This is a genomic window from Flavobacterium frigidum, assembly GCF_048286735.1.
In the GTDB taxonomy this organism is placed as follows: domain Bacteria; phylum Bacteroidota; class Bacteroidia; order Flavobacteriales; family Flavobacteriaceae; genus Flavobacterium.
Genome location: NZ_JBLVPU010000003.1, coordinates 38781 through 62684 on the forward strand (window position 1 = coordinate 38781; position 23904 = coordinate 62684).

Genomic DNA, 23904 nt, shown 5'->3' on the forward strand with positions numbered 1-23904 from the left:
TAAGTCTATAAATTTATTTATTTGCCTATTTTTGACAAAAAATAATATGTAAGTTTGACATGTCAAAAAACAGGCCATAATTTTACAAAAATAGCATTTAAACCTTTGCATACAAACTTATTTAATATCGTTTTATTATCAATTCTCCTATCATTAGGTTCTGGTAAATTATATTCCCAAGATATAACAAAAAAAAAGACGGTTATACCAACTACAAAGAAATCTGATATCCTACAATCGAAGGATACTGGTATAAAAAATTCTGAAATAGCCGCGGCAAAACAAACTGACACCATAAAATTAGACAGTATTAAGCCAAAAAAAGGTTTTCTTGATGGAAAGGTTCGTTACAAAGCGGAACAATATGCTAAAATTGATCAAAAGAAAAAAATAATCACGCTGTACGACAAAGCCGAATTGTATTATCAAGACGTCGAATTGAAGTCGGGTATAATTGTAATGGATTATGAAAAAAATGAAGTATATGCCGGACGAATTAAAGATTCTACAGGAGCATACACTCAATTTCCAAATTTCAAACAAGGAACCAATGTGATTGAACCGGATTCTATTCGTTTTAATTTTAAAACCAAAAAAGCGTTAATCTGGAATTCAAGATCAGAACAAGGCGAATTTAAAATTAAAGCAGCGGTTACTAAAAAAGAAAATGATTCTGTTTACTTCTTAAAAGGTGCACGTTTTACTACTTCAAAAGATGTGGATAATCCTGAATACTATTTTCAAACCAACAAGGTTAAATTTATTCCAGGTAAAAAAGTGGTAACGGGATTAACCAATATGGTTATTGCAAATGTGCCTACTCCTATTGCTTTGCCTTTTGCCTTTTTCCCAATGAGCAAAGAGACCAGTATTTCAGGGTTGATTCTGCCCAGCTACAATGACTCCAATAACAGGGGTTTTTCATTACAAAATTTAGGATACTACTTTGCACTGAGTGACAATTATGATTTAACCGTTTTAGGCGATTATTATACAAATGGAAGTTATGGATTGCGTTTTGAATCTAGTTATGCCAAAAGATATAATTTCAGAGGAAACATAAATGTAAGATTCGAAAACTTAATCACCAGCGAAAGAGGATATCCTGATTATTTAAAACAAAACATTTACAACATTCAGTGGTCACATTCTAAAGATTCTAAAGCGAATCCTAATTCAAGCTTTTCAGCATCTGTGAATTTAGGAAGTAGTAAATATTTTAAGCAATCTATTAATCAAATCAATATAGGATCGAATCTTAATAACACATTAAGTTCTTCTGTATCCTATTCTAGAACATTTACTACAGTTCCGCAAGTTCGATTATCATTGACTGCAACTCATTCGCAAAATACCCAAACCGAAGAGATAAATATGACTCTGCCTACGCTACAATTAAGTGTAGATAGGATTTATCCTTTTGTAGGTAAAGATGGAGTCAAAAAAGGATTTTTCAAAAATATCAACTTGCAATACAATCTTAATGGAAGAAACAGTATTGTAACCACTGATTCCTTATTTTTTAAACCTCAAATGTTTAGAGATGCCAAAGTTGGCTTTCAGCACAGTATTCCGTTGGCTACTAACTTCAAATTATTTAAATATTTTAGCGCTTCAACGTCAATGAATTACGAGGAAATTTGGTATACTAAAACAATCGAAAGAAGTTATGATGTGGACCAAAGCAAAGTAGTTGACAAAACAATCAATGGATTTGATGCTTTTAGAACCTATTCTTTCTCTTCGAGTTTGGGAACCACTATTTACGGAACATTCAACTTTGGTAATGATAAAAAAATAAAATCGATTCGTCATGTCATGAGACCTTCTGTTTCCTACGGTTACACTCCTAGTTTTGAAAAATATTACAATACGTACGCTACTGATGCAACTGGAACCATGACTAAGCAATATTCTAGATTTGAAAATGGTATTTATGGTGCTCCAGGATTAAGTAACGCGAATACTTTAGGTTTTGATTTGAGTAATACGTTTGAAGCCAAAGTGACAGATAAAGACAGTACAAAGGTTGAGCCTAAGAAAATCATGCTTTTAAATAACTTGAATCTTTCGACTAGTTATAATCTAGATGCTGATGGAGTAACCTCTCTTGCATTCGCTCCAATTAGAGTAAGTGGCGGTACCACTTTGTTAGACAACAAAATGAATGTGAATTTTGGAGCCACATTAGATCCCTATGCCATAGATAATTCTGGAACACGTATCAACGTATTTAATATTGATAATGGTGGCAGTCTTTTTAGAATGACCAGTTCTAATATGACATTAAACTATTCGATTTCAAGTCAAGGTAAAGACAAAAAAGATAAAGATAAAAATGCACAAAGCCAACGTAATGGTGGTCGTGAAGATGATCTATTTGGAACTAATACAGATCTTGGCGATAGTAGAAGGAGCCAATTTAATGAAGAAGAGGAAGAAGAAGGTGAAGATAAAATTTCAGAATTCTTTAATTCAAAACTACCTTGGGACATGACATTTGCCTATTCATTAACGTATGGCAATAACAATAGAGAAAATCAAATTATAGGAAATTCCATCATGATTTCTGCCAATGCTGACATAACTCCAAAATGGAAAGCAGGAGTATCAACCGGTTATGACTTTGTACAAAAGGGAGTTACATTTACGCAACTTCGGTTTGAAAGAGATTTACTAAGCTGGAGAATGGATTTTAATTGGTCACCCTTTGGAGCCAATGCCAATTGGGGATTTTTTATCGGAATAAAATCGGGTGTTCTTAGTGATATCAAATGGGACAAACGAAGTACGATCAACCGCTAATTCTTTTTAAGAAATAAAAAATAATTGTTTTATGAAAAAAATAATCTTTACAGCAAATGCACCTGCTCCTATTGGACCTTACAATCAAGCTGTTTTAAAAGGAGATACGCTTTATACTTCGGGTCAGATTGCTATTGATCCAATATCTGGAGAGCTGGTTATGGGAAGCATAGAAGTAGAAACCGAACAAGTAATGAAAAACATGAAAGCGGTATTACTAGAAGCTGGAATGACGTTTGAAAATGTCGTAAAAACAACCATTTTCATCATGGATATGAATGATTTTGCAAAAATAAATACCGTTTATGGTTCTTATTTTAACGAAAAAACCGCTCCAGCGCGAGAGACAGTTCAAGTAGCTTGTTTGCCAAAAAATGTTAATGTAGAAATTTCTATGATTGCAATTTTATAGAATATGTCAAAAAAAAAATCCAAATTCCGATATTAAATATTGGAATTTGGATTTTGTAATTTTAGAAAACACCTACTATTTATTAGCAATATGATAGGCTATTAATCCGTCAATTGGTCTTCGTAGTACATTGCCCAATTGTAATTCGTATTTATCAAACGTTTCTTGTAATTCTTCTTTTAAGTAAAAAGCAATAGAACCTACAAAATGTACTGGAACCTCCTTGCAATTACTAAATTGTTTGATGTAATTTTTGACAAAAGATTTCATCCCTTTGAAAATAATTTTTCTGCAAAACTCCGTTTCTTTATGTTGAATTAAGAACTTTGCAAATGTGGCTAAATAGGCATTTGGATTGGGTTCCTTATACAATTTACTTTTTACGCTATCTGGTTCTAAATCGTATTCTTTTTCGAACTGAGCCGCTAATTCTTTTGGCATTTTATTGAAATAGTACTTTCTAATTAATTCTTTTCCAAAAACATTACCACTACAATCATCCATAACGATATAACCGAGTGATTGTACTTTTTGATGCAACTCTTTTCCATCAAAATAACTACAATTTGAACCTGTTCCTAGAATACTCACTATGGCTTGTTGTCCTTTTGGTGTGGTGGCATAAACCGCTGCATAAGTATCTTCTTCCACAGAAATAATAGCATTTGGGAAATAGTTTTGAAATATTTGTGAAAGTGACATCTTCATTTTATCTGTCCCACAACCAGCGCCATAAAAAAACAAATGAGTTGTATTTTTTTTATTTTGCAAAATATCAAAACGATCATTGAGTCGATCAATAATTTCATCATTTTCCAAAACTTCTGGATTTAACCCAAGAGTTTGTGTTGTAAACAATACTTTTCCATCTTCATCTATCGCAATCCAATCGGCTTTGGTAGAACCACTATCAACTATTAATCTCATTTCTTTTGGTTTTATTTTTGGTTTTTAAGTGTACTTTTCAAAATGCAAAACTCTATTTTTGAAAAGGGAACAAAAAACAAAATTCCGTCACTAATTAAGATAACGGAATTATGTAAATGTAAATAATTATTTTAAACCTGCTATGTGTACGGACAAATCAATTAATTTACTGGAATATCCGTACTCGTTATCGTACCATGATATAATTTTGAAGAAAGTAGAATTTAATCCAATTCCTGCATTAGCATCAATAATCGAAGTTCTAGAATCAGAAATAAAATCCTGAGAAACTACTAAATCTTCAGTATATCCCAAAACACCTTTCATGGTAGTTTCGGAAGCTAATTTTAAAACAGCCATAATCTCTGCATAAGAAGTTTCTTTTGCAACTTTTACAGTTAAATCTACTACAGAAACATCTGTGGTAGGAACACGCATTGACATTCCTGTTAATTTTCCGTCAAGTTCTGGAATTACTTTACCTACTGCTTTTGCAGCACCAGTTGAAGAAGGAATAATATTTACCGATGCAGCACGTCCGCCTCTCCAGTCTTTTCTAGATGGACCATCAGTGGTCATTTGTGTAGAAGTTGTCGCGTGAACTGTAGTCATTAAAGCCTCTACAATTCCAAAGTTATCATTGATTACTTTGGCCAGTGGAGCCAAGCAGTTTGTAGTACAAGAAGCATTAGAGACTACTCTATCTGATGCTTGTGCTTTTTCATGATTAACTCCCATGACAAACATTGGCGCATCAGCAGAAGGCGCAGAAATAATTACTTTTTTAGCACCGCCTTTAATGTGCTCAGTTGCAGTTTCGATAGTAGTAAAGAAACCAGTACACTCAGCAACTACATCAACATCAACTTCATTCCATTTTAAATCAGCAGGGTTTCTCTCCGCTGTAATGCGAATATTTTTACCGTTTACAAAAAGTTTCCCATCTATAACTTCAACAGTTCCATTGAAACGTCCGTGAACAGAATCATATTTTAACAAGTAAGCCAAATGATCCACATCAAGTAAATCATTAATCGCTACCACCTCTACATTATCTCTATTGTAAGATTCTCTGAAAACAATTCTTCCAATTCTTCCAAAGCCGTTTATTCCTAATTTTACTTTTGACATTTTACTTTAATTTTTTTGTTTATATATTAACTCAACCTAAAGCCTAATTTCCTCACAATAAACTTTACCCATTTATGTAGACATAATGTCTGAAACTCTTAATAATTCTCTATCAATCATCGTTTTACCTTTAATTGCTTGTTCTAAGGGCGTCAACGATACTTTATCATTTTGCAAACCAACCATATAACTTGATTTTCCTTCTAGCAATGACTCCACGGCTTTTACACCTAATCTACTAGCTAAAACTCTATCAAAACAAGAAGGCGAACCACCACGCTGCATGTGACCTAAAACTGAAACTCTAACATCATACTCTGGCAAATTGGCTTCAACATAATCTTTCAATTCAAATACGTTTTTGCCTATTTTATCGCCCTCTGCAATAACCACTATACTAGATGATTTACCTGATGCTTTACTTTTTTGTAGCGATTCTAGAAGGCGGTCTAATCCTAAATCTTCTTCGGGAATTAAAATTTCTTCTGCTCCTGCACCAATACCTGCATTCAAGGCAATGTGCCCCGCATCTCTACCCATTACTTCTACAAAGAACAATCGGTTATGAGAACTTGCAGTATCTCTAATTTTATCAATCACTTCTACGACAGTATTCAGAGCCGTATCGTATCCAAGGGTGTGACTCGTTCCAAAAATATCATTATCTATTGTTCCAGGAATTCCCATTACTGGAAAATTGAATTCGGAATTGAATAATAACCCTCCAGTAAAAGTTCCATCTCCACCAATAACTACTAAAGCATCAATACCCGCTTTGGTAAGATTTTCGTATGCTTTTTTTCTTCCTTCAGGCGTTTTGAACTCTAATGATCGAGCCGATTTAAGAATCGTACCTCCTTTGTTAACGATATTGTTTACACTTCGAGGTCCCATTTCTTTGAAGTCTCCTTCAATCATTCCTTGATACCCTCTATAAATTCCTATACATTCTATATTATGATACGCACATGTACGAACAACCGAGCGAATAGCGGCATTCATTCCTGGGGAGTCGCCACCCGAAGTAAGAACACCAACTTTTTTTATTGTTTTTGGCATTATTTAAGTATTAAAAAGTAAAATTAGCAAACATTCAGCACTTTTAAAGCTGTGTTTTTAATAAATTAATAAAGAACTCAGAATTCAAACGTTTTCGTTGATAAGTTTTTAGAAAAACAAAATAAAATCGTTTTTTAGTATCAAAACTTAAAAATAATGGATTTTTATTTGATAATTAACAATTAGTTTGTTTTTTTTGAGAAATCGATACCAAATGATAAGTACGAGGTACTAAAATTTAAAATAAAAAAACAGATAGCTATAATTGTAATTTAATGAAGATAAAGTATTGCTATTGTTTACTCTAAGTAGGAGGCAAAATGATAATGGAATACCTTTTTTTAAAGTTTTTATATTTAAATATCGCTATTCGTTTTCTTCGGGAAGTAGACCTTCTTGATTTTTTTTGACCTTCTTTTTGGTTGATTTTGTTGGTGCAGAAAAATTTATATAATCTGGAGACATATCTGAATCTTGATCTTCAGCAGCGGGAACTGGCGCTCTATCTATTTTTAAATTTTTAAAGATTTTATTTACGAACTCTTTAAAAGTATCAAAATCAACCTCGTAAGAAACTCCTAAACCTTGTGTATACCCAATTCCTTGTCCGATATAATTGATATCATTTTCTTTATTAAAAAGACGTAAATTAAGTGTTCCATCTTCATTCACTCGATACAAAACTTCTATATCTCCCACAATCGCAGATTCATTTATCCCTCCAAAAGGAACTCCTAATTTCCCATTGATGGTTATTCTTTCGTTTATTTTTGACGAAATTGTTGCAACAAATCTACCATCGGTTTCTTTCCCTATTCGTCGGTCAGCGCCAATGAAATTCAATCCAACTTTAAATTTTTCATCGTCAGATTGTATGATACCGCCAAGTATACTAGAGGCCGTTTCAAATAAACTTCCTGAAAAATCAGATTGGCTCACCCCTTCTGGACTTAAAAAACCACCAGATGATAATAAGTACAACGCCTGAGTTTGTCGTACATCCTTGTCATTTAATTTATATTGAATTTCAGATTTCAAAACATTGCTTACTGTTGGAAATTCAATATTAAAATCAGGTTCCGGACTGGTCAAATCGCCTCGAATACCAATAATAACTTCAACTGGAACTTTTGCATTGAATGAAGAATTATCAAGTAAAACCGCAGGATTTGCCGTCGTTTTGTATACAGCTTCTAAGTTCAATTGTGCTCTCATAGGATTGCCTTCCCATGTTATTGAACCACCTTTTCGAACGGCAAATTTCTTATCAATAAGTCCTCCATATTTGAAATTGTACGTTCCTTCATATGCCTGGAAATCTCCCCACATATTAAACTTTCCTAAAGTATTAATTTTAAACAACAAAGATCCAAATCCCTTTCCTCTCATTCCATGACCCGTATTTCGGTCTAAAATTACTTCTACTTCGGCATCTGGTGTTATATCAAAATCAAATTCAAGTTCTAGACCATTGTAATTTCTAGCACTTTCAGTAATTCCATTTTTTAAATTGTATTTTTCTTGGGCAGTCACAAAATGCAGAAAAACATTATCACTAACACTTTCAGCATTGTTAATCGGTATTTTTATGGCTGTTCCTTTTTCAGATTTTGCATCGACTTTTATAAACAAAGAATTCGTTTTTCCTTTAATGGTGGCCATTCCATCAATAAAAGCAGTACCGTAATACGCTGCATCTTCACTGTCTTGGGTATCTAATGCCAAGAGTCTTTTAGAATTTATAGCTAAATCTAGTTTCCAATCGGCAAAATTATTATGTTCAATATTTCCATTCAATTGCCCTTTGGTTCCGTATTTGGTATCGGTTAATGTGTTGTTCCTGAACAAGAATTTTTCATCAGTCAAATCAATAATAGTATTATCGCTTAATGCGTAATCAACATTTAAATAAGGAACCGTCAAACCAGCATCATTCAAAAACAAACGGCCATTGATATTTGGTTTTTTTAGATTGCCTTCAATACTTGCATTACCTGAAATGGAACCTCTTATATTTGACAAAACTTCACCCCCTAGGGAGTTAAGTGTTGCAATGTTGAACTTTTCGAATTTTAACTTTAAATCTAAAATAGTTTCCTTGTTGATTATTTCGAAACTTCCGTTTGCATTAAACGATTCTACATTTTTATTTTCTAAGTTAGAGTTTATTACAAACTTCCTAAGACTTTCATCGCCTTCAATTTCAAAATTCAAAGTTCCTAAATCTGTTTTGTTTACATTTAAATTATCTATAACTATAGAAGCTGTAGGCTGATAAACTGCATTGTTTTGCTTAAAATTGACCTCACCATTAATGTTTCCTTTGGTTATTAACTTGTTATTGAGAGGCGTAATTTGGTTGAGATCGACATCTTTAAAACTTAGTTTTAAATCCTTCTTGTTTGGTCCGTCAAAAGTTCCCATTAAAGAAATTGACTGATTTTCATGCGACATAATTATATTGTCGATATCAAAAGTTTTGAATGATTTATCAAATACAATTTGATTATTTGGTGCATCATTTTCATTTAAAAACCAGAGATAATCCTTGAATTTGACTTCTGATTTGCTAATTCCCACTACATTATTATTGTCCTTATTGATAGTATGGTATAAATTCAGATTGTAGTAATCCTCTCCTTTTGATCCACCTTTAAACTCCGAACGAAAAAACAAAGTGTCTTTCATTGTGACATTAATAACACTAAAATCTCGAATTTTATAATATTTAGTTTTGATACTATCTAACTCTATAAAAGCATTATAAAGTGGATTTTTATTATCTACAGACACTCTTATATTATCGAATGTGGTATTAGCTGCAATAATTTGAGGCGAATTGAAGTTCAGCTTAAATTCTTGATTATCAGAACTGATATTCCCTTTCACAACTGTATTAGCACCAATAACAATGTCAGGATAAAATATTTCGATAATTTTATTATAAATAGAGAAATTGAATTGAAGAAACTGTCCTTTTTTAACCTTACTTGGTTTGAAATTTGTGTACAAACTTCCTAAAGAATTTTTTACTAAGTTTTCTAATTGATTGAACTCATATTTACCAACTATTTCACCTTCTACAATATCTGGCGAATTTACAGTAATGGTTCTAACGTTATTGGAATCAAAACTGGATGCAATTGTAAAATCATCAAAGTCATAAATTCCCTTACTGTTTTGATAGGATGTTTTGTTGATATACACATTTCCTTGAAAATTTTCTATGTTATTGCCAGAGGCTTGTACGACAACATCTCCCTTAAAAAAAGAAATAGGATCCTTTACTAATTTCAATTTATTTAAGTCGGCATTCTCAACATTGATATGAAAATCATAACGACTGTCTTTTTTGCTTAAATCTAATAACCCATCGAAAGTCATCGTTAAATTAGGGTCATTTATAGAAATTTGTCCTTTGTAATTAGGACTTTTTAGCGTTCCATTGACAACAATATTTGTATAATTATAATTTTTATATTCGATTTGACTAATGTCGCCAATTATTGCAGTATTAAGAAATTCCCGTTTAAAGCCTTTTCCATCAACATCAAAATTTAAACTTACGGTACCAAGTTCTTTCTGTTCAAATAAAGTTCCAATGTCAAATTTTTCTAAGATTACATTCCCAGTGTAGGACGCCTTATCGATTACATCAATATTCTGTATTTTCAGATTACTAGAGACAATCCCTAGTGCCGTGACCATATAAAAATCAGCTTCAACAGCAGTAGTCGAAACGTTAGCAGTTCCCGAAGCGGTAAACCTGCCTAATTTTTTTAAAGAAGTTGGTAATTTGGTTCCTAAAATATTGGGAAGTATCACAATTAAGTCATCATAACTCGATGTTAGCTTACTAAACTTCGCATACATTGAAAATTTTTGTCCTTTTTTTGCAAATAAATTCCTGAAATTGAGATCGCCATTAATTTGGGTTTTACGATCATCTACCAACTCTAATTTTTTAAATCGCAAATCATTCAGAGTCCCTTTAATATTGGTTTTGGCGTAAAAATGTTGATTTTTACCAATTTCTTTATAAAAATAACGAATATCATTAGAGGCGATAGAAGCGGCATCTAATTTAATATCAAATAGAACTTTATCTGTAAAACTAGAAAAATCTTCAATTTTATATTTTAAAACTACCGTTCCTTTAAAAGTAGATTCTTTGGTCAATAGATCTAGCTTTTCTAATTTGATATTCTCTCTTGAGTACGTGAATTTTGAATTTAAATTCTTGATATACAAACCTCGGAAATCCAAAAATGACATTTTATCAATCATGGTCGTTACCTCCGGTCCATATATTTGAAAGTCTGTCAAGGACGCATTCAGTTTGGTAAAATCTAAATCTTTGGGATTCTCCCTATTTTCATCGGTTAAAACAAAACGGCCATCAAAAATTTGAGCCTTATTTAATTTAAGTAAAAATTTCTTTTTTGATTTTTTCCCTTTTTCAAAAGCTGCAAAAAATACATTAAGATTGGATTTCTTTTCATTTTTATAGGTTTTAAAATTAAAAAATAACCCATGTAAATTCAGATCATCAAAGATCAAATCTCCATCTAGCATTTTTTTACCTTCTAAAATGGTTGTAGAAATCCTATTAGAATAAATCAAAGTATCATTGCGATGATCCAGAATCAATACCTTCTTAAATTTCACGCCTCCAAAAATTGAAATAGCAACTTCATCAATAGAAATCTTAGTTCCAAAATCCTCATTTATACTATTGGTGAAGTATCTAGCAATTTTTGTTTGTACTGATGGCATGCTCAACGCAATACCAAGCACTAACAAAAGTAGGATTAGTCCAAGCAAAGAACGAAATACTATTTTTCTAAATTTTTTGATACCTTAAACTATTTAATTCTATAATATTTTAATTTGCACTTGGAAACAGCAACACTTTCAATAAAAATTCTTTAATTTTGAATGCTACAAATCGATATATTGAATCGACTTGTCAAATGTAATTCAAAATTTATGCCTTTTTATGCAAAATTCCGAGGTTTTTATTCTTGCGATCGAAAGTTCTTGTGATGATACCGCTGCCGCTATTTTACAAAACGATAAAGTATTGTCAAATGTCGTGGCGAATCAATTAATACACAATCAGTATGGTGGCGTTGTTCCTGAGCTAGCCTCACGTGCACACCAACAAAATATTGTTCCGGTGATCGATGCAGCGCTTCGAAAAGCAAATATACAAAAAGAACAGTTATCAGCAATTGCCTTCACTCAAGGTCCTGGTCTCATGGGTTCATTGCTGGTGGGAAGTTCATTTGCAAAATCTATTGCATTGGCTTTAAAAATTCCATTAATTGCTGTAAACCACATGCAAGCGCATGTTTTAGCTCATTTTATTGATGAAGATGGATATGAAAAACCAACATTCCCATTTTTGGCGTTGACTATAAGTGGTGGACATACTCAGATTTTAAAAGTTGATCATTTTTTTGACATGACAGTAATTGGCGAAACCACAGATGATGCTGTTGGCGAAGCTTTTGACAAAAGCGCAAAAATATTAGGCCTTCCTTACCCAGGTGGCCCTTTAATTGACAAATATGCCCAATTAGGAAACCCAAAAGCCTTTGCTTTTACAAAACCAAAAGTTCCAGGATTGAATTTCAGTTTTTCCGGTTTAAAAACAGCCATTCTCTATTTTATTCAAAAGAAAAAAATAGAAAATCCAAATTTTGTGGATGAAAACTTAAATGATATTTGCGCATCAATTCAACATACCATTATTGAAATTTTAATGGATAAATTAAAACTGGCAGTCCAAGAAACAGGTATTAAACAAATTGCTATTGGCGGGGGAGTTTCGGCAAATTCTGGCATTCGAAACACCTTAAAAGAAACAGAAAAAAAATACGGTTGGAAAACCTTTATTCCGAAATTTGAATATACGACCGATAATGCCGCTATGATCGGTATTGTGGGGTATCAAAAGTTTTTAACACAACAATTTGAAACTTCCTCTGTTGTTTCTAAAGCTAGAATACAAATATAAATTATGCAATTATTTTACAATCCGAATATTTCGGAAACTACAGAAACATTTGCTTTTGATAAAGAAGAAAGCAAACATATTATTAAAGTACTTCGAAAGAAAGATACCGATATTTTACATGTAACCAACGGACTTGGTTTTTTATTCAAAACTGAAATTACATTAGCCTCCGATAGCAAGTGCACTGTAAAAATTCTTTCTTTCGAAAAAGCTGCTGCTTCAAAATTTCATTTGCATTTAGCAGTAGCACCTACTAAAATGAATGATCGTTTTGAATGGTTTCTCGAGAAAGCCACAGAAATAGGCGTACACGAAATAACACCTATTATTTGTGACCATTCAGAGCGAAAAGTAATTAATAACGAGAGATTTGATAAAATTTTATTAGCTGCTATGAAGCAATCTAATGAATTGTATTTGCCTAAATTAAATGATGCCATCACCTTTAAAGAGTTTGTTAAAGGGAATAGAAAAGGTTTAAAACTAATTGCACATTGTGAGGAAACTGAAAAAAAGACCCTAAAATCAATTGTGAAACCCAATGTAGATGTAACCATATTAATAGGACCAGAAGGTGATTTTTCAGAAAAAGAAATTACTTTGGCGCTTGAAAATGAATTTGTTGCAGTAACATTAGGCACAACCAGATTAAGAACAGAAACTGCAGCAATTGTAGCCTGTCACAGCGTGGTTTTTATAAATGAAGAAGAATAAACATTTATTTTATCCATTATGAGACAACTATTTTATCTACTAGTTTTACTTTCTATACCATCATTTTCTCAAGAAATTGCTTTGGTTAAATACAGTGGTGGTGGTGATTGGTATGCAAATCCTACATCGCTACCCAACTTGATAAAATATTGTAACGCCAACATTAATACTCGAATAAAAACAAAACCAACAACGGTTGAACCCAGCAGTCCCGATTTATTTTCATACCCATACATTCACATGACTGGGCATGGAAATGTAGTTTTTAATGACGCTGACAGCAATAATCTAAAAAATTATTTACTCGCTGGAGGTTTTCTTCATATTGACGATAATTATGGTATGAATCAATATATTAGAAAAGAAATAAAAAAAATATTTCCAAATAATGAGTTGGTTGAAATACCTGCCACGCACGCCATTTTTCAAAAACCTTATTCCTTCCCTAATGGGTTACCAAAAATTCATGAACACGACGGAAAACGACCACAGGCTTTTGGTATTTTTATCGCTAATAAGTTGGTTTTGCTGTACACCTACGAATGCGATTTAGGTGATGGTTGGGAAGATGCGGAAGTAAATAATGATCCCTTAGCAGTACGTGAAAAAGCTCTTAAAATGGGAGCTAACATTCTAAACTACATTTTTAATAATTAAAATTGAATTTTGGTGATTTTACAATAATGTAATTCATCTATTTTTTTATTAATTCTCGTTTTCAAATTTTAATTCAAATTCATTTAGACAGACCCAATTACCAAAGATAGAAAATTGGTTAATTTCTAATTCTAAGTTTTAAAGTAAAAAACAATAACCTACACATTTCCAATAGTTTTAAGATATTGTTCTAAGTAATGACATAAAATTTCTTAAAAATCCTTTTCTATTTATGAAATAGAGTATTACTATCACTGGTGTTTTCTATTTGTATGAAAGCACTTGTAAATAATAAATCGTCAAAAATAAACAAAAGCAGTAAAATCGATTGTTTGCTATTTTTATTTGATTTTTTTAATTGAAAAAATTTTTATTATGAAATAATTGTTATACAATTGTGAAATAATTAACCAATCCTATTAATTTATAACAAATTATTTATGAAAAAGATTCTTTTATCTGCAGTAGCATTAGTAATGCTTTTCTCTTGTCAAAATGAAACAACAGAAGCAGCTCCAGAAGCTAATGCAATTGCAAAACGTGGTTGTGCATCACAAGAAGTTCTTGAAGCGCAATTGAAAGCTGATCCAACTTTAGCTTTAAGAATGAATGAAATTGAAGCTTTTACTCAAAAAGCAATGCTAAATGGTCGTTTGGTAAATGGTAGAGTTGAAATTCCAGTAGTAGTAAACGTTTTATATAACACTGCTGCAGAAAACATTTCGCTAACTCAAATCCAATCACAAATTGATGTATTGAATGCAGATTTCAATGCTACAAATTCAGATTTCAACAGTACACCAGCTTTATTCTCTGGAGTTGCAGCAAATGTAGGAATCACGTTTGTTTTAGAAACAGTAAACAGAAAGGCTACTTCTAAATCTTCTTGGGGGACTAGAGATGCTATGAAAAAAACAAAACAAGGAGGTTTAGATCCTACATCACCTACAACTAAATTGAATATGTGGGCTTGTACTATTGGTGGTGGAATCTTAGGTTATGCTCAATTTCCTGGGGGAGCTTCTTCTACAGATGGTGTTGTAGTAGATTCTAAATATTTTGGATTATCTGGTTCAGGAGCATTCCCATACAACTTAGGAAGAACAATGACTCATGAAGTTGGTCACTGGATGAACTTACGTCACATTTGGGGAGATGCTACTTGTGGAAGTGATTTAGTTTCAGACACTCCTACACACAATACTTCAAATTATGGTGTTCCGGCTTACCCACACTATAGCACTTGTACTGGAACTCCAGTAGAAATGACTATGAACTACATGGATTACACTGATGATAGAGGAATGTATATGTTCTCTAATGGTCAAAAATCAAGAATGGCTGCAATTTTTGTTTCAGGTGGAGCAAGAGCAGGTTTCGGAATATAATATTTAAACTTCATAAAAGGAGGTGATTTATTGAATCACCTCCTTTTTTTATTCTATTTTTCAAGGTATTCTTGAAAATAACACCACTTCTTAGCATTTTATTTTTACTGAATTTTCCATTGCTATTTTTTTATTCATAAAATTTCGGTTACTACTCCTACAATTTTAAATCCAAAATGAAAGTAGAAATAGTATTCTGAATTATTTAAAAAATAAATGAGTAAAAAATTGGTGTTATAAATAAAATGTTATAAAATTGTTAAATAATTAACCAAAACTAATTTATTACCTATTCACTATGAAAAAAATTTTTTTATCTGCTGTAGCATTAGTAATGCTTTTCTCTTGTCAAAATGAAACGACAGAATCTGCTCCAGAAACTAATGCAATTGCACAACGAGGCTGCGCATCTCAGGATGTATTATTAGCTCAAATGAAAGCTGATCCAAAACTAGCGCTAAGAATGAATGAGATTGAAGCATTCACACAAAAATCAATGGCATCTGCTCGAATAGTAGATGGAAAAATTCAAATTCCTGTCGTAGTTAATGTATTGTATAGAACAACTACGGAAAATATTTCATTAGCACAAATTCAATCTCAAATTGATGTTTTAAACAAAGATTTTAACGCTGCTAACTCAGATTTTAATCAAGTACCTACTTTATTTGCAGGAGTAAAAGCAAATGTTGGAATCTCTTTTGTACTTGAAGCGGTTTACAGAAAAGCGACTACTAAAACTTCATGGGGTACAAACGATGCAATGAAAATTGCTTCTCAGGGTGGTATTGCTCCAACATCTCCAACGACAAAAATGAACCTTTGGGCTTGCACTATTGGTGGTGGAATATTAGGTTATGCACAATTTCCTGGTGGAGCCTCTTCTACAGATGGTGTTGTAATCGATTCTAAATACTTAGGAACAACAGGTACAGCAGCCTTTCCTTTCAACTTAGGAAGAACAGCAACTCATGAAGTAGGACACTGGATGAACTTACGCCATATTTGGGGTGATGCAACTTGTGGTAGTGATTTAGTATCTGATACACCTACTCACAATGCTGCCAATTCTGGAGTTCCAGCTTACCCACATTACAGTACTTGTTCAGGAAATCCAGTTGAAATGACAATGAACTATATGGACTACACTGATGATAGAGGAATGTACATGTTCTCTAATGGACAAAAATCAAGAATGGCTGCAGTTTTTCTTTCCGGTGGATCAAGAGCTAGTTTCAGATTATAATTTTTTGTTTTTTTTAGATTATAAAACTCGCTACTTGTTAGCGAGTTTTTTTATCTTTATAACCTAAAACAAAAATATGATTACACCTAAAACCATTTCAAATGGTATTATCAGAGCATTATTAATCGTTCTTATTGTAGGTTTGATTTTGTTCTTCTTTTACAAAATTCAATCGGTGCTTATCTATCTCGTTGTATCCTTGATACTCACCTTAATTGGAAATCCTATTTTAGACTTTTTTAAAAAGCGATTGAAATTCAATCATATTTTTGCAACTATCCTCACCATAGTACTTTTTATATTGATTATATCTGGTTTTATAATGATGTTTGTTCCTTTGATTTTATCACAAGGTCAAAATTTATCCCTATTGAATACTTCAAAAATAGAGAGTAATATAATCCAATTAATAAGTCAGATTAGTACCTATCTAGAGAGTCATCAAATAGATTCTTCTCAGGTTCTAAAAGAAACTAATATTACGTCTAAAATCAATTTTAATTTCATTCCTAATTTTTTGAATACAGTAATCAACACTATCAGTAGCCTCGGGGTTGGCTTAGGTTCTGTTTTGTTTATTACTTTTTTCTTTTTAAAGGATCGATTAATTTTTATTCTTGGTTTCAAAAAACTAATTGCGGACAGCCATGAAGATCAAATATTAAGTTCGTTAGAAAAAATCAACCACCTGCTTTCTCGATATTTTATTGGTTTACTACTTCAATTATTTATTGTTTTTCTTTTATACTTAATCGTATTATTCCTTTTTGGTGTACCAAATGCTATTGTTATTGCTTTTTTATGCGCAGTACTAAATATCATTCCTTATATCGGACCATTGATAGCCTCCATTTTAGCCGCTATTTTAACGATGATGAGTACTTTAGGGAGTGATTTTAGAACCGAAACCTTACCAACAACGATATATGTTTTAATTGGTTTTTGGATAGTTCAAATCATAGATAATAATGCGTCACAACCGATCATTTTTTCTAAAAGTGTTAGTTCACATCCCCTCGAGATTTTCTTAGTAATACTCATTGCAGGATTCCTTTTTGGAATTTTAGGAATGATAGTGGCTGTTCCTCTTTACACTATTATCAAAGTGATTGGGAAAGAATTTTTTCCAGATAATAAAATCATTATGTTATTAACCAAAGACATCTAATTGTGGATTTAAAGATTTTAGATGACAAATTGCAGGCATTTATCAATGATAATATTGGTAAAAGCATAACAAAACTAGCCTTACAAAAAAATCCTTTTCAAGAAATGAATTGGCATTTCATTTTGAATCAAATAGAAGCTAAAACAAAAGCAAAGGAGAAGCTGCCTACTTGGTTTTTTGCTCAAAATATTATATATCCTAATAAAATTTCAATAGAACAAACATCCTCAGAAAAAACAGCTTGTTACAAAGCTTACTTAATTTCAGGAGAATCAATAATCGATTTAACTGGAGGTTTTGGAGTAGATGTTTATTATTTTGCCCAAAAAGTTAAAAACGTAGCTCATTGTGAAATCAATTCAGAGCTATCGGCCATTGTTCAACACAATTTTAAACAATTAAACATATCAAATATCAACTGCTATGCAGGAGATAGTAAACTTATTTTATCAGATCTAAATAAAAAATGGGATTGGATTTATATTGATCCTTCGAGACGGAATGAAACCAAAGGCAAAGTATTTATGTTGAAGGATTGCTTGCCTAATGTTCCTGAAAATCTTGATTTTTATTTCTCCTATTCAAATTCTGTACTCATAAAGACTGCGCCTATACTGGATATTTCAGCAGGTTTATCTGAATTAAAAAACGTCAAAACTATTCATATCCTAGCATTAGAAAATGAAGTAAAAGAGTTGTTATGGGAACTACACCAAGATTATTTTGGGAATACAGAAATCAAGACTGCTAATATCGTTAAGAATAATGTTGAAATGTTTAATTTCATTTTAAACGAAGATTCAAAAATTCCAAATTACAGTCCGCCCCAAAAGTATTTATACGAACCCAATAGCGCAATCATGAAATCAGGTGGATTCGATGAAGTTGGAATATTTTACAATTTAAATAAAATACAAAAACACTCCCATCTATACACGTCTAATGACTTAATTGCATTTCCAGGACGAACTTTTGAAATTCTACATGCAATATCTTACAGTAAATCTGAGATGAAAGTTTGTTTAGAAAAGAAACAAGCAAATTTGACCACAAGAAATTTTCCAGATAGTGTAGAAATTATTCGGAAAAAGTGGAAAATAAAAGAAGGAGGAAATACCTATTGTTTTTTTACAACTGATGAAAACAATCATAAAATAGTTTTAATTTGCACGAAAATAATATAAAAATGAAATACATAATTACCCTATGCTTGTTGTTCATTAGCTTCATTAGTGTAGCACAAAATCCATGTGATTATAGTGTCAATGTAAATGATTCTATTGGCACTTATAAATCTACCCGAGACTATATGCTTAGTGAGAAAAACTTTGGCGGAAGCTCCAGTTATATTTTTTGCACTTTGTCATTGACAGATGGATTACCAACTTTGACTGTTCAAAGCATTCAAAAAAGTAAAGATTTTATGAAAGCCAATTGCTTCGATAAAAATTCTAAATTAATCTTACAGTTAAATAATGGTAAAATAATTACATTAATTCATATCGATCAAGAAAATTGTGGTACTATGATTAGGGATGATAAAGGATTTGATAATAGAATTAATTCCGGAATTTTCATGTTCATGAAAGAAAGCTTTGAAGACCTAAAAAACTCCTCTGTTTCTTTGATGCGTATAAAATACTTGACGGATACAGAGGATTATGTTTTAAAAAAGGAGTTAAAATCAGAATTAAATAATGAAACATACTATCCCGAAGACTACTTCATTAATTACTTAAAATGCATAAAATAGTGTTATTCACAGTCCCATTTAGCATTTGATATTTTATCATTTAAACCTGACTTTAAATTGTAATGCCACCACTCGGAATCAAAAGAGTTGAAACCATTGCTAGTCATAAGTGTTCTGATAAGAATTCTATTTTTTTTTACTTCCATAGATACATTGGGATAGTTATGACTCGCTTCGATTCCAAAAAAATCGAAAGAAGTTCCCATGTTTAACTCTTTCCCTGTTGCATCAACCAAAGTAATATCTACCGCTCCTCCTCTATTATGAACCGAACCTTTGGCCGGATTTGCAACATATTCTGGATTAGAAACAATTTTCCACATTTTTTTTTGAATATCTAAGGGACGATAACAATCAAAAATTTTGATTTTAAATCCTTTTTTCATGAATTTCTTATTCACTTCTACCAAAGCAGTCACCGTTTTAAGTCGTAAAAAACATGCTTCACAATCATAAACTTTAGCTTTCAAAAAATTATCAGTAGTTGCATATTTCATGTCATATACAAAATCTAGGCTGTAGTCCTTTAAATTTACAAATGTAGTATCATTTATAATTGAACTATTATTTTCTTTAGCATCAGAAACGATAGTTTGTGATTTACAAGAGACAATACACAAAAAGGTACAAAGAAGTGCAAATGGTTTGAAACAGGAAGTCATAAATGCTATTTTTTATAAAAATATAATAAATAAAGGAAATTCGAGAACTATTAAAACAAAAAAACCGACACTTGTTGAGTTTCGGTTTCTGTGAAGGCAGAAGGATTACTGACACAACTCGCAGCGCACGTTATTATTGAGTTATTATATTTCTTGTGGCAACTTTGTGCCAAATTTTTTCGTTTTCTCTTAGAATTAACTTGTTTGTACTAGAAATTTCATGTCAAATATAGCAAACTAAATAAAGAGAAAAACAATTATAAATATCAAATCATATACTATTCGATGTGTTAAAAAAATACTGCTAATTTAAAAGTCAAAATATTTTATATATAACTATCTTTCTTACATTTACAAGTATTCAAAAAAAATGAAATGGCGAAAATTCACTCACTTAAAATATCTAACTTTAGAGGAATTCAAAAACTTGAACAAGTTTTTGGTATTACTGATTTCATATGCTTAATTGGAAGAGGTGACTCGGGGAAAACAACAATTCTGGAAGCAATTTCAGCAGTCTTATCTCCAAGTTGGAATTTAACCTTTTACGACACTGATTTTTTTAATGGAGACATTGAAGTTCCAATTGAAATAGAAGTTTCAATGTATGATTTGCCTAAAGATTTAATTCAAGAAAATAAATATGGACTTTTTATTAGAGGTCTTGATAAATCCACAGATATAATATTTGACAATGTACTAGATGATCATGAAACTATTTTGACATTAAAACTAATTGTAGAAAAAGATTTAGAACCAAAATGGTTTGTTGTCAATAATAGAGAACAACAAGATCCTGTTGAAATAAGAGCTAGTGACAGAGCAAATCTTAATGTTTTTTTAGTATCTGATTATATTGACCGACACTTTTCTTGGAATAAAGGAAATCCTCTCTATTAATTATTAAAACAAGAAAAAACTCATGACGAAAAAAATAATATAATTATTGAGGCATTAAGAGAAGCAAAAGAGAAAATTGATTCTAGTCCTTTTAATCACTTAGACAATATCGTTGAAAAAATTAAGACATCAGCTTCAAATTTTGGTATAGATATTTCAAACACAACTACAACTATAGATTTTAAAGATTTTTCAATTAAGGACGGTAGAATTTGTTTACATGAAGATAAAATACCCTTTAGACAAAAAGGAAAAGGTTCTAAAAGGCTAATTTCTATTGCAATCCAAACAGAGTTAGCGAAAACCGGAGGTATATTGCTAATTGATGAAATTGAACAAGGACTTGAACCGGATAGAGCTCAACATTTAGCAAAAATATTAAAAAATACCAACAAAGGTCAAATTTTTATCACTACTCACTCCAGAGATGTACTAGTTGAATTAAATGCTAATGATTTATTTAAAGTAAAAAAAAATTACCCTAGCTTATATCCATTTGATAATTCATTACAATCAACTATTAGAAGTAATCCCGAAGCCTTTTTTTCTGATCGGGTATTGGTATGTGAAGGCCCAACTGAAATAGGGATTTGTAGAGGGCTAAACAATTTCAGAATGGAAAAAGGTGAAGATAATATTTCATTGTTGGGAGTAAGATTTGCCAATGGTAATGGAACAAGTCAAGTTGAATATGCCTTAGGCTTTTTAAGAGCAGGATTTAAGGTATGCTTATTTTGCGATTCAGACGACGAAAACATTAATAAACAAAAAGAAGATTTAAAAACACAAGGAATATCAATTGTAGATTGTGCAGCTAATAAATCAATTGAAGCACATATATTTGAAGATCTTCCTTGGAAAGCACTAAAGGAATTAATAGAATATAGAATAAAAGAAAAAGATGAAGAAAGTGTAAAACAATCCATAGCTTCAAAATATATTGGCCAATTTCCTTTAGACTGGAAAAATTCAGATTCCCCTATAATGAGAGATGCTCTTTACAAATCATCTATTTCAAAAAAGAATGAATGGTTTAAAAGAACCGACCATGGTGAATTTGTAGGAGGAGTAATTTGTAATAATCTTGAAGATATTAAAGATGAGAAACTAGGAAATCAAATTCAAGAATTATCTAAATGGATAGATAATGATTAATTATAAGGAATTTATCTCAAATGAAAAGAGCATGCTAATTGCACCGGCTGGCTATGGCAAAACGCATACTATTGTAGAATGCCTTAAACATACACAAGCAAAAGGTAGACAACTTATACTAACTCATACACATGCAGGAGTTGCATCAATAAAGGAAAAAATTAAAAGGGAAGGAATTTCAAGTTCTAGCTATTCCATTGAAACAATATCTAGCTTTGCTCAAAAATATGTTTTATCCTTTTATATCGGAACTGATATTCCAGAACAAGAGAATTCTAAGAATTATTATCCTTTTTTAATTGAAAAATCAATTACTTTATTGAAAATAAAACCAATCAGAGAAATCATTTGTAATACGTATAACGGACTTTTTGTTGACGAATATCAAGATTGTACAATAAAACAACATGAACTGATTCTTATACTTTCAGAATTACTACCAACTCGTATACTTGGTGATTTTTTACAAGGTATCTTTGGATTTAATGGGGAAAGTCTAGTAAATCTTGAAAGCAAAACTGAAATGAGAGCATTTCAAAAATCTTATTATGAATTAGACCGACCACAAAGATGGTTAAATGGAAACAATGCTTTATTGGGTGAAAATTTAAAAGACATTCGGAATAGTTTAATACAAAAAGAAGAAATAGATTTAAGTAAATATCCCTCAATTGAAACTAAACTTATCAAAGAATTTGATTTATATGATTTTAAAAAAGATTATAACAGACAAATAAGAAATTTATTGGACGAAAAAGATTTACTTATTCTTCATCCAGATTCTACAAGTATAAATCCAAGATTAAAGTTTATAAAATTATTTAACAATAGAATTACCTTAATTGAATCCATTGATGATAAGACTTTTTATAAAACATCAAAAGATGCAGACTCGATTACCAAAGAAAATATTTATCAATACTTAATTTCAATTAGCTATCAATTATTTAACAAATCCGGTCTTGATAATTGGTTTAATGAGAAAGGCTTTAAACGGAAGGCAAAAGAAAGTGATAAGATTTTAATATCCCAAATAATGAATAAAATTAATTCTTTAGATGAAAAAATTTCATTTTTATTGCTTTCAGAAATTTTAAGAGACATAAAAGAACTATCGGGAATAAAATGTTATAGAAAGGAACTATTCAGCTCATTTTGTACGGCCCTGGAGGATGCTGAATATTCTAATATTTCAGTTTTAGAAGCAATGACTAAAAAAAGAAATTTAATTCGTAGAGTTGGGAGAAAAATATACGGAAAATCCATAGGAACAACTCTTTTAACTAAAGGCTTAGAGTTTGATACAGTAGTAATATTAAATGCTCATAAGTTTGAATGTTCAAAACATCTATATGTCGCTTTAACAAGAGCTTCTAAAAGATTAATCATTTTTACTGAAAGCAAAACTCTCAAACCTTATTAATATAAGAATAACTTCATGAAAATTTGACACACAAAATGGTACTGTGCCATATCTGTGTCAAAAGACTTCAAATAACTTAAAAAACACTATGAAAAAGTCGATTTTCCAGAAATAAAACAAATAAAAAAACCCCTTAAAACACTGGTAATCAGTAGTTTATAAGGGGAATTAAAGTGAAGGCAGAAGGATTCGAACCTTCGACCGCCTGCTTAGAAGGCAGGTGCTCTATCCAGCTGAGCTATGCCTCCATTTTAAAAATCTAAATCGACTCCTAAAAGTCGGGGTGGCAGGATTCGAACCTGCGGCCTCCTGCTCCCAAAGCAGGCGCGATAACCGAGCTACGCTACACCCCGAAAAAAATTATAAAGCGGAGGGACAGGGACTCGAACCCTGGCACCGATTACTCGATGACAGTTTAGCAAACTGCTCCATTACCACTCTGGCACCCCTCCAAGCTCAAGAAAACGTGTTCTGTTTTGCGG

17 protein-coding genes, 3 tRNA genes and 1 pseudogene are annotated in these 23904 nt (G+C 31.6%); 13 read left to right on the forward strand and 8 right to left on the reverse strand.

Features of this window, described 5'->3' with window-relative positions; genetic code table 11:
* Positions 1–54: 54 nt before the first annotated feature.
* Both ACNQGO_RS02810 and ACNQGO_RS02815 read left to right on the forward strand, forming a co-directional pair.
* Positions 55–2805, forward strand: a complete 2751-nt coding sequence (locus tag ACNQGO_RS02810; RefSeq protein ID WP_417984090.1) for a putative LPS assembly protein LptD — start codon at positions 55–57, stop codon at positions 2803–2805.
* Positions 2806–2836: 31 nt separating this feature from the next.
* Entirely contained in the window at positions 2837–3217 is a 381-nt protein-coding gene (locus ACNQGO_RS02815) for a RidA family protein (protein ID WP_417984091.1), read from the forward strand.
* A 75-nt stretch (positions 3218–3292) separates the two neighbouring features.
* Here the strand turns inward: ACNQGO_RS02815 and ACNQGO_RS02820 are convergent, their stop codons facing one another.
* The 4 genes from ACNQGO_RS02820 to ACNQGO_RS02835 all read right to left on the reverse strand — a co-directional run bounded on the left by ACNQGO_RS02820 (position 3293) and on the right by ACNQGO_RS02835 (position 11110).
* Entirely contained in the window at positions 3293–4144 is an 852-nt protein-coding gene (locus tag ACNQGO_RS02820) for an N-acetylglucosamine kinase (RefSeq protein WP_417984092.1), read from the reverse strand.
* Between the two features lie 126 nt (positions 4145–4270).
* Complete coding sequence (gene gap / locus ACNQGO_RS02825) at positions 4271–5275, reverse strand: type I glyceraldehyde-3-phosphate dehydrogenase (protein WP_417984093.1); 1005 nt, start codon at positions 5273–5275, stop codon at positions 4271–4273.
* Between the two features lie 72 nt (positions 5276–5347).
* Positions 5348–6334: a 6-phosphofructokinase gene (pfkA, locus tag ACNQGO_RS02830; protein ID WP_417944316.1), complete on the reverse strand. Its 987-nt coding sequence runs from the start codon at positions 6332–6334 to the stop codon at positions 5348–5350.
* A gap of 366 nt (positions 6335–6700) precedes the next feature.
* On the reverse strand, positions 6701–11110 hold the full coding sequence (locus ACNQGO_RS02835; protein WP_417984179.1) for a translocation/assembly module TamB domain-containing protein: 4410 nt from the start codon (positions 11108–11110) through the stop codon (positions 6701–6703).
* 223 nt (positions 11111–11333) lie between these two features.
* Here ACNQGO_RS02835 and tsaD point away from each other — a divergent pair, with 223 nt between their 5' ends.
* The 8 genes from tsaD to ACNQGO_RS02875 all read left to right on the forward strand — a co-directional run bounded on the left by tsaD (position 11334) and on the right by ACNQGO_RS02875 (position 19282).
* Positions 11334–12356, forward strand: coding sequence for a tRNA (adenosine(37)-N6)-threonylcarbamoyltransferase complex transferase subunit TsaD (gene tsaD / locus ACNQGO_RS02840; protein ID WP_417970912.1), 1023 nt, complete (start codon positions 11334–11336; stop codon positions 12354–12356).
* Between the two features lie 3 nt (positions 12357–12359).
* Positions 12360–13070, forward strand: coding sequence for a 16S rRNA (uracil(1498)-N(3))-methyltransferase (locus ACNQGO_RS02845; RefSeq protein WP_417984094.1), 711 nt, complete (start codon positions 12360–12362; stop codon positions 13068–13070).
* Positions 13071–13088: 18 nt separating this feature from the next.
* Entirely contained in the window at positions 13089–13727 is a 639-nt protein-coding gene (locus ACNQGO_RS02850) for a DUF4159 domain-containing protein (RefSeq protein WP_309758154.1), read from the forward strand.
* 440 nt (positions 13728–14167) lie between these two features.
* The gene (locus ACNQGO_RS02855; protein ID WP_417944321.1) at positions 14168–15115 is read left to right on the forward strand and encodes a zinc metalloprotease; all 948 of its coding nucleotides are present in this window, start codon (positions 14168–14170) and stop codon (positions 15113–15115) included.
* 298 nt (positions 15116–15413) lie between these two features.
* Positions 15414–16361 (forward strand): zinc metalloprotease, encoded by a 948-nt coding sequence (locus tag ACNQGO_RS02860; protein ID WP_417970904.1) that lies wholly within the window; start codon positions 15414–15416, stop codon positions 16359–16361.
* Positions 16362–16437: 76 nt separating this feature from the next.
* Positions 16438–17529 carry an AI-2E family transporter gene (locus ACNQGO_RS02865; RefSeq protein ID WP_417947526.1) on the forward strand — a complete coding sequence of 364 codons (1092 nt, stop codon included), beginning with the start codon at positions 16438–16440 and terminating at the stop codon, positions 17527–17529.
* A 2-nt stretch (positions 17530–17531) separates the two neighbouring features.
* On the forward strand, positions 17532–18713 hold the full coding sequence (locus ACNQGO_RS02870) for a THUMP-like domain-containing protein (RefSeq protein ID WP_417947524.1): 1182 nt from the start codon (positions 17532–17534) through the stop codon (positions 18711–18713).
* Between the two features lie 2 nt (positions 18714–18715).
* Positions 18716–19282: a hypothetical protein gene (locus tag ACNQGO_RS02875; RefSeq protein ID WP_417970898.1), complete on the forward strand. Its 567-nt coding sequence runs from the start codon at positions 18716–18718 to the stop codon at positions 19280–19282.
* A gap of 2 nt (positions 19283–19284) precedes the next feature.
* Here ACNQGO_RS02875 and ACNQGO_RS02880 read toward each other — a convergent pair whose 3' ends face one another.
* Positions 19285–19944 (reverse strand): M15 family metallopeptidase, encoded by a 660-nt coding sequence (locus tag ACNQGO_RS02880; RefSeq protein WP_417970896.1) that lies wholly within the window; start codon positions 19942–19944, stop codon positions 19285–19287.
* Positions 19945–20319: 375 nt separating this feature from the next.
* Between ACNQGO_RS02880 and ACNQGO_RS02885 the strand changes: the two genes are divergently transcribed.
* The 3 genes and pseudogenes from ACNQGO_RS02885 (at position 20320) to ACNQGO_RS02895 (ending at position 23422) form a co-directional block, all read left to right on the forward strand.
* Positions 20320–20844 (forward strand): AAA family ATPase, encoded by a 525-nt coding sequence (locus ACNQGO_RS02885; protein ID WP_417948077.1) that lies wholly within the window; start codon positions 20320–20322, stop codon positions 20842–20844.
* 36 nt (positions 20845–20880) lie between these two features.
* Positions 20881–21999 (forward strand): annotated as a pseudogene (locus ACNQGO_RS02890) (ATP-dependent nuclease); the annotation flags it as partial.
* The gene (locus ACNQGO_RS02895; protein WP_417984095.1) at positions 21992–23422 is read left to right on the forward strand and encodes a UvrD-helicase domain-containing protein; all 1431 of its coding nucleotides are present in this window, start codon (positions 21992–21994) and stop codon (positions 23420–23422) included. The pseudogene ACNQGO_RS02890 and the gene ACNQGO_RS02895, both read left to right, overlap by 8 nt.
* A gap of 174 nt (positions 23423–23596) precedes the next feature.
* Here the strand turns inward: ACNQGO_RS02895 and ACNQGO_RS02900 are convergent.
* The 3 genes from ACNQGO_RS02900 to ACNQGO_RS02910 all read right to left on the reverse strand — a co-directional run bounded on the left by ACNQGO_RS02900 (position 23597) and on the right by ACNQGO_RS02910 (position 23874).
* Positions 23597–23670 (reverse strand) — tRNA-Arg (locus ACNQGO_RS02900).
* Between the two features lie 30 nt (positions 23671–23700).
* Positions 23701–23775, reverse strand: a tRNA-Pro gene (locus tag ACNQGO_RS02905).
* A 15-nt stretch (positions 23776–23790) separates the two neighbouring features.
* Positions 23791–23874 (reverse strand) — tRNA-Ser (locus ACNQGO_RS02910).
* Positions 23875–23904: the final 30 nt, after the last annotated feature.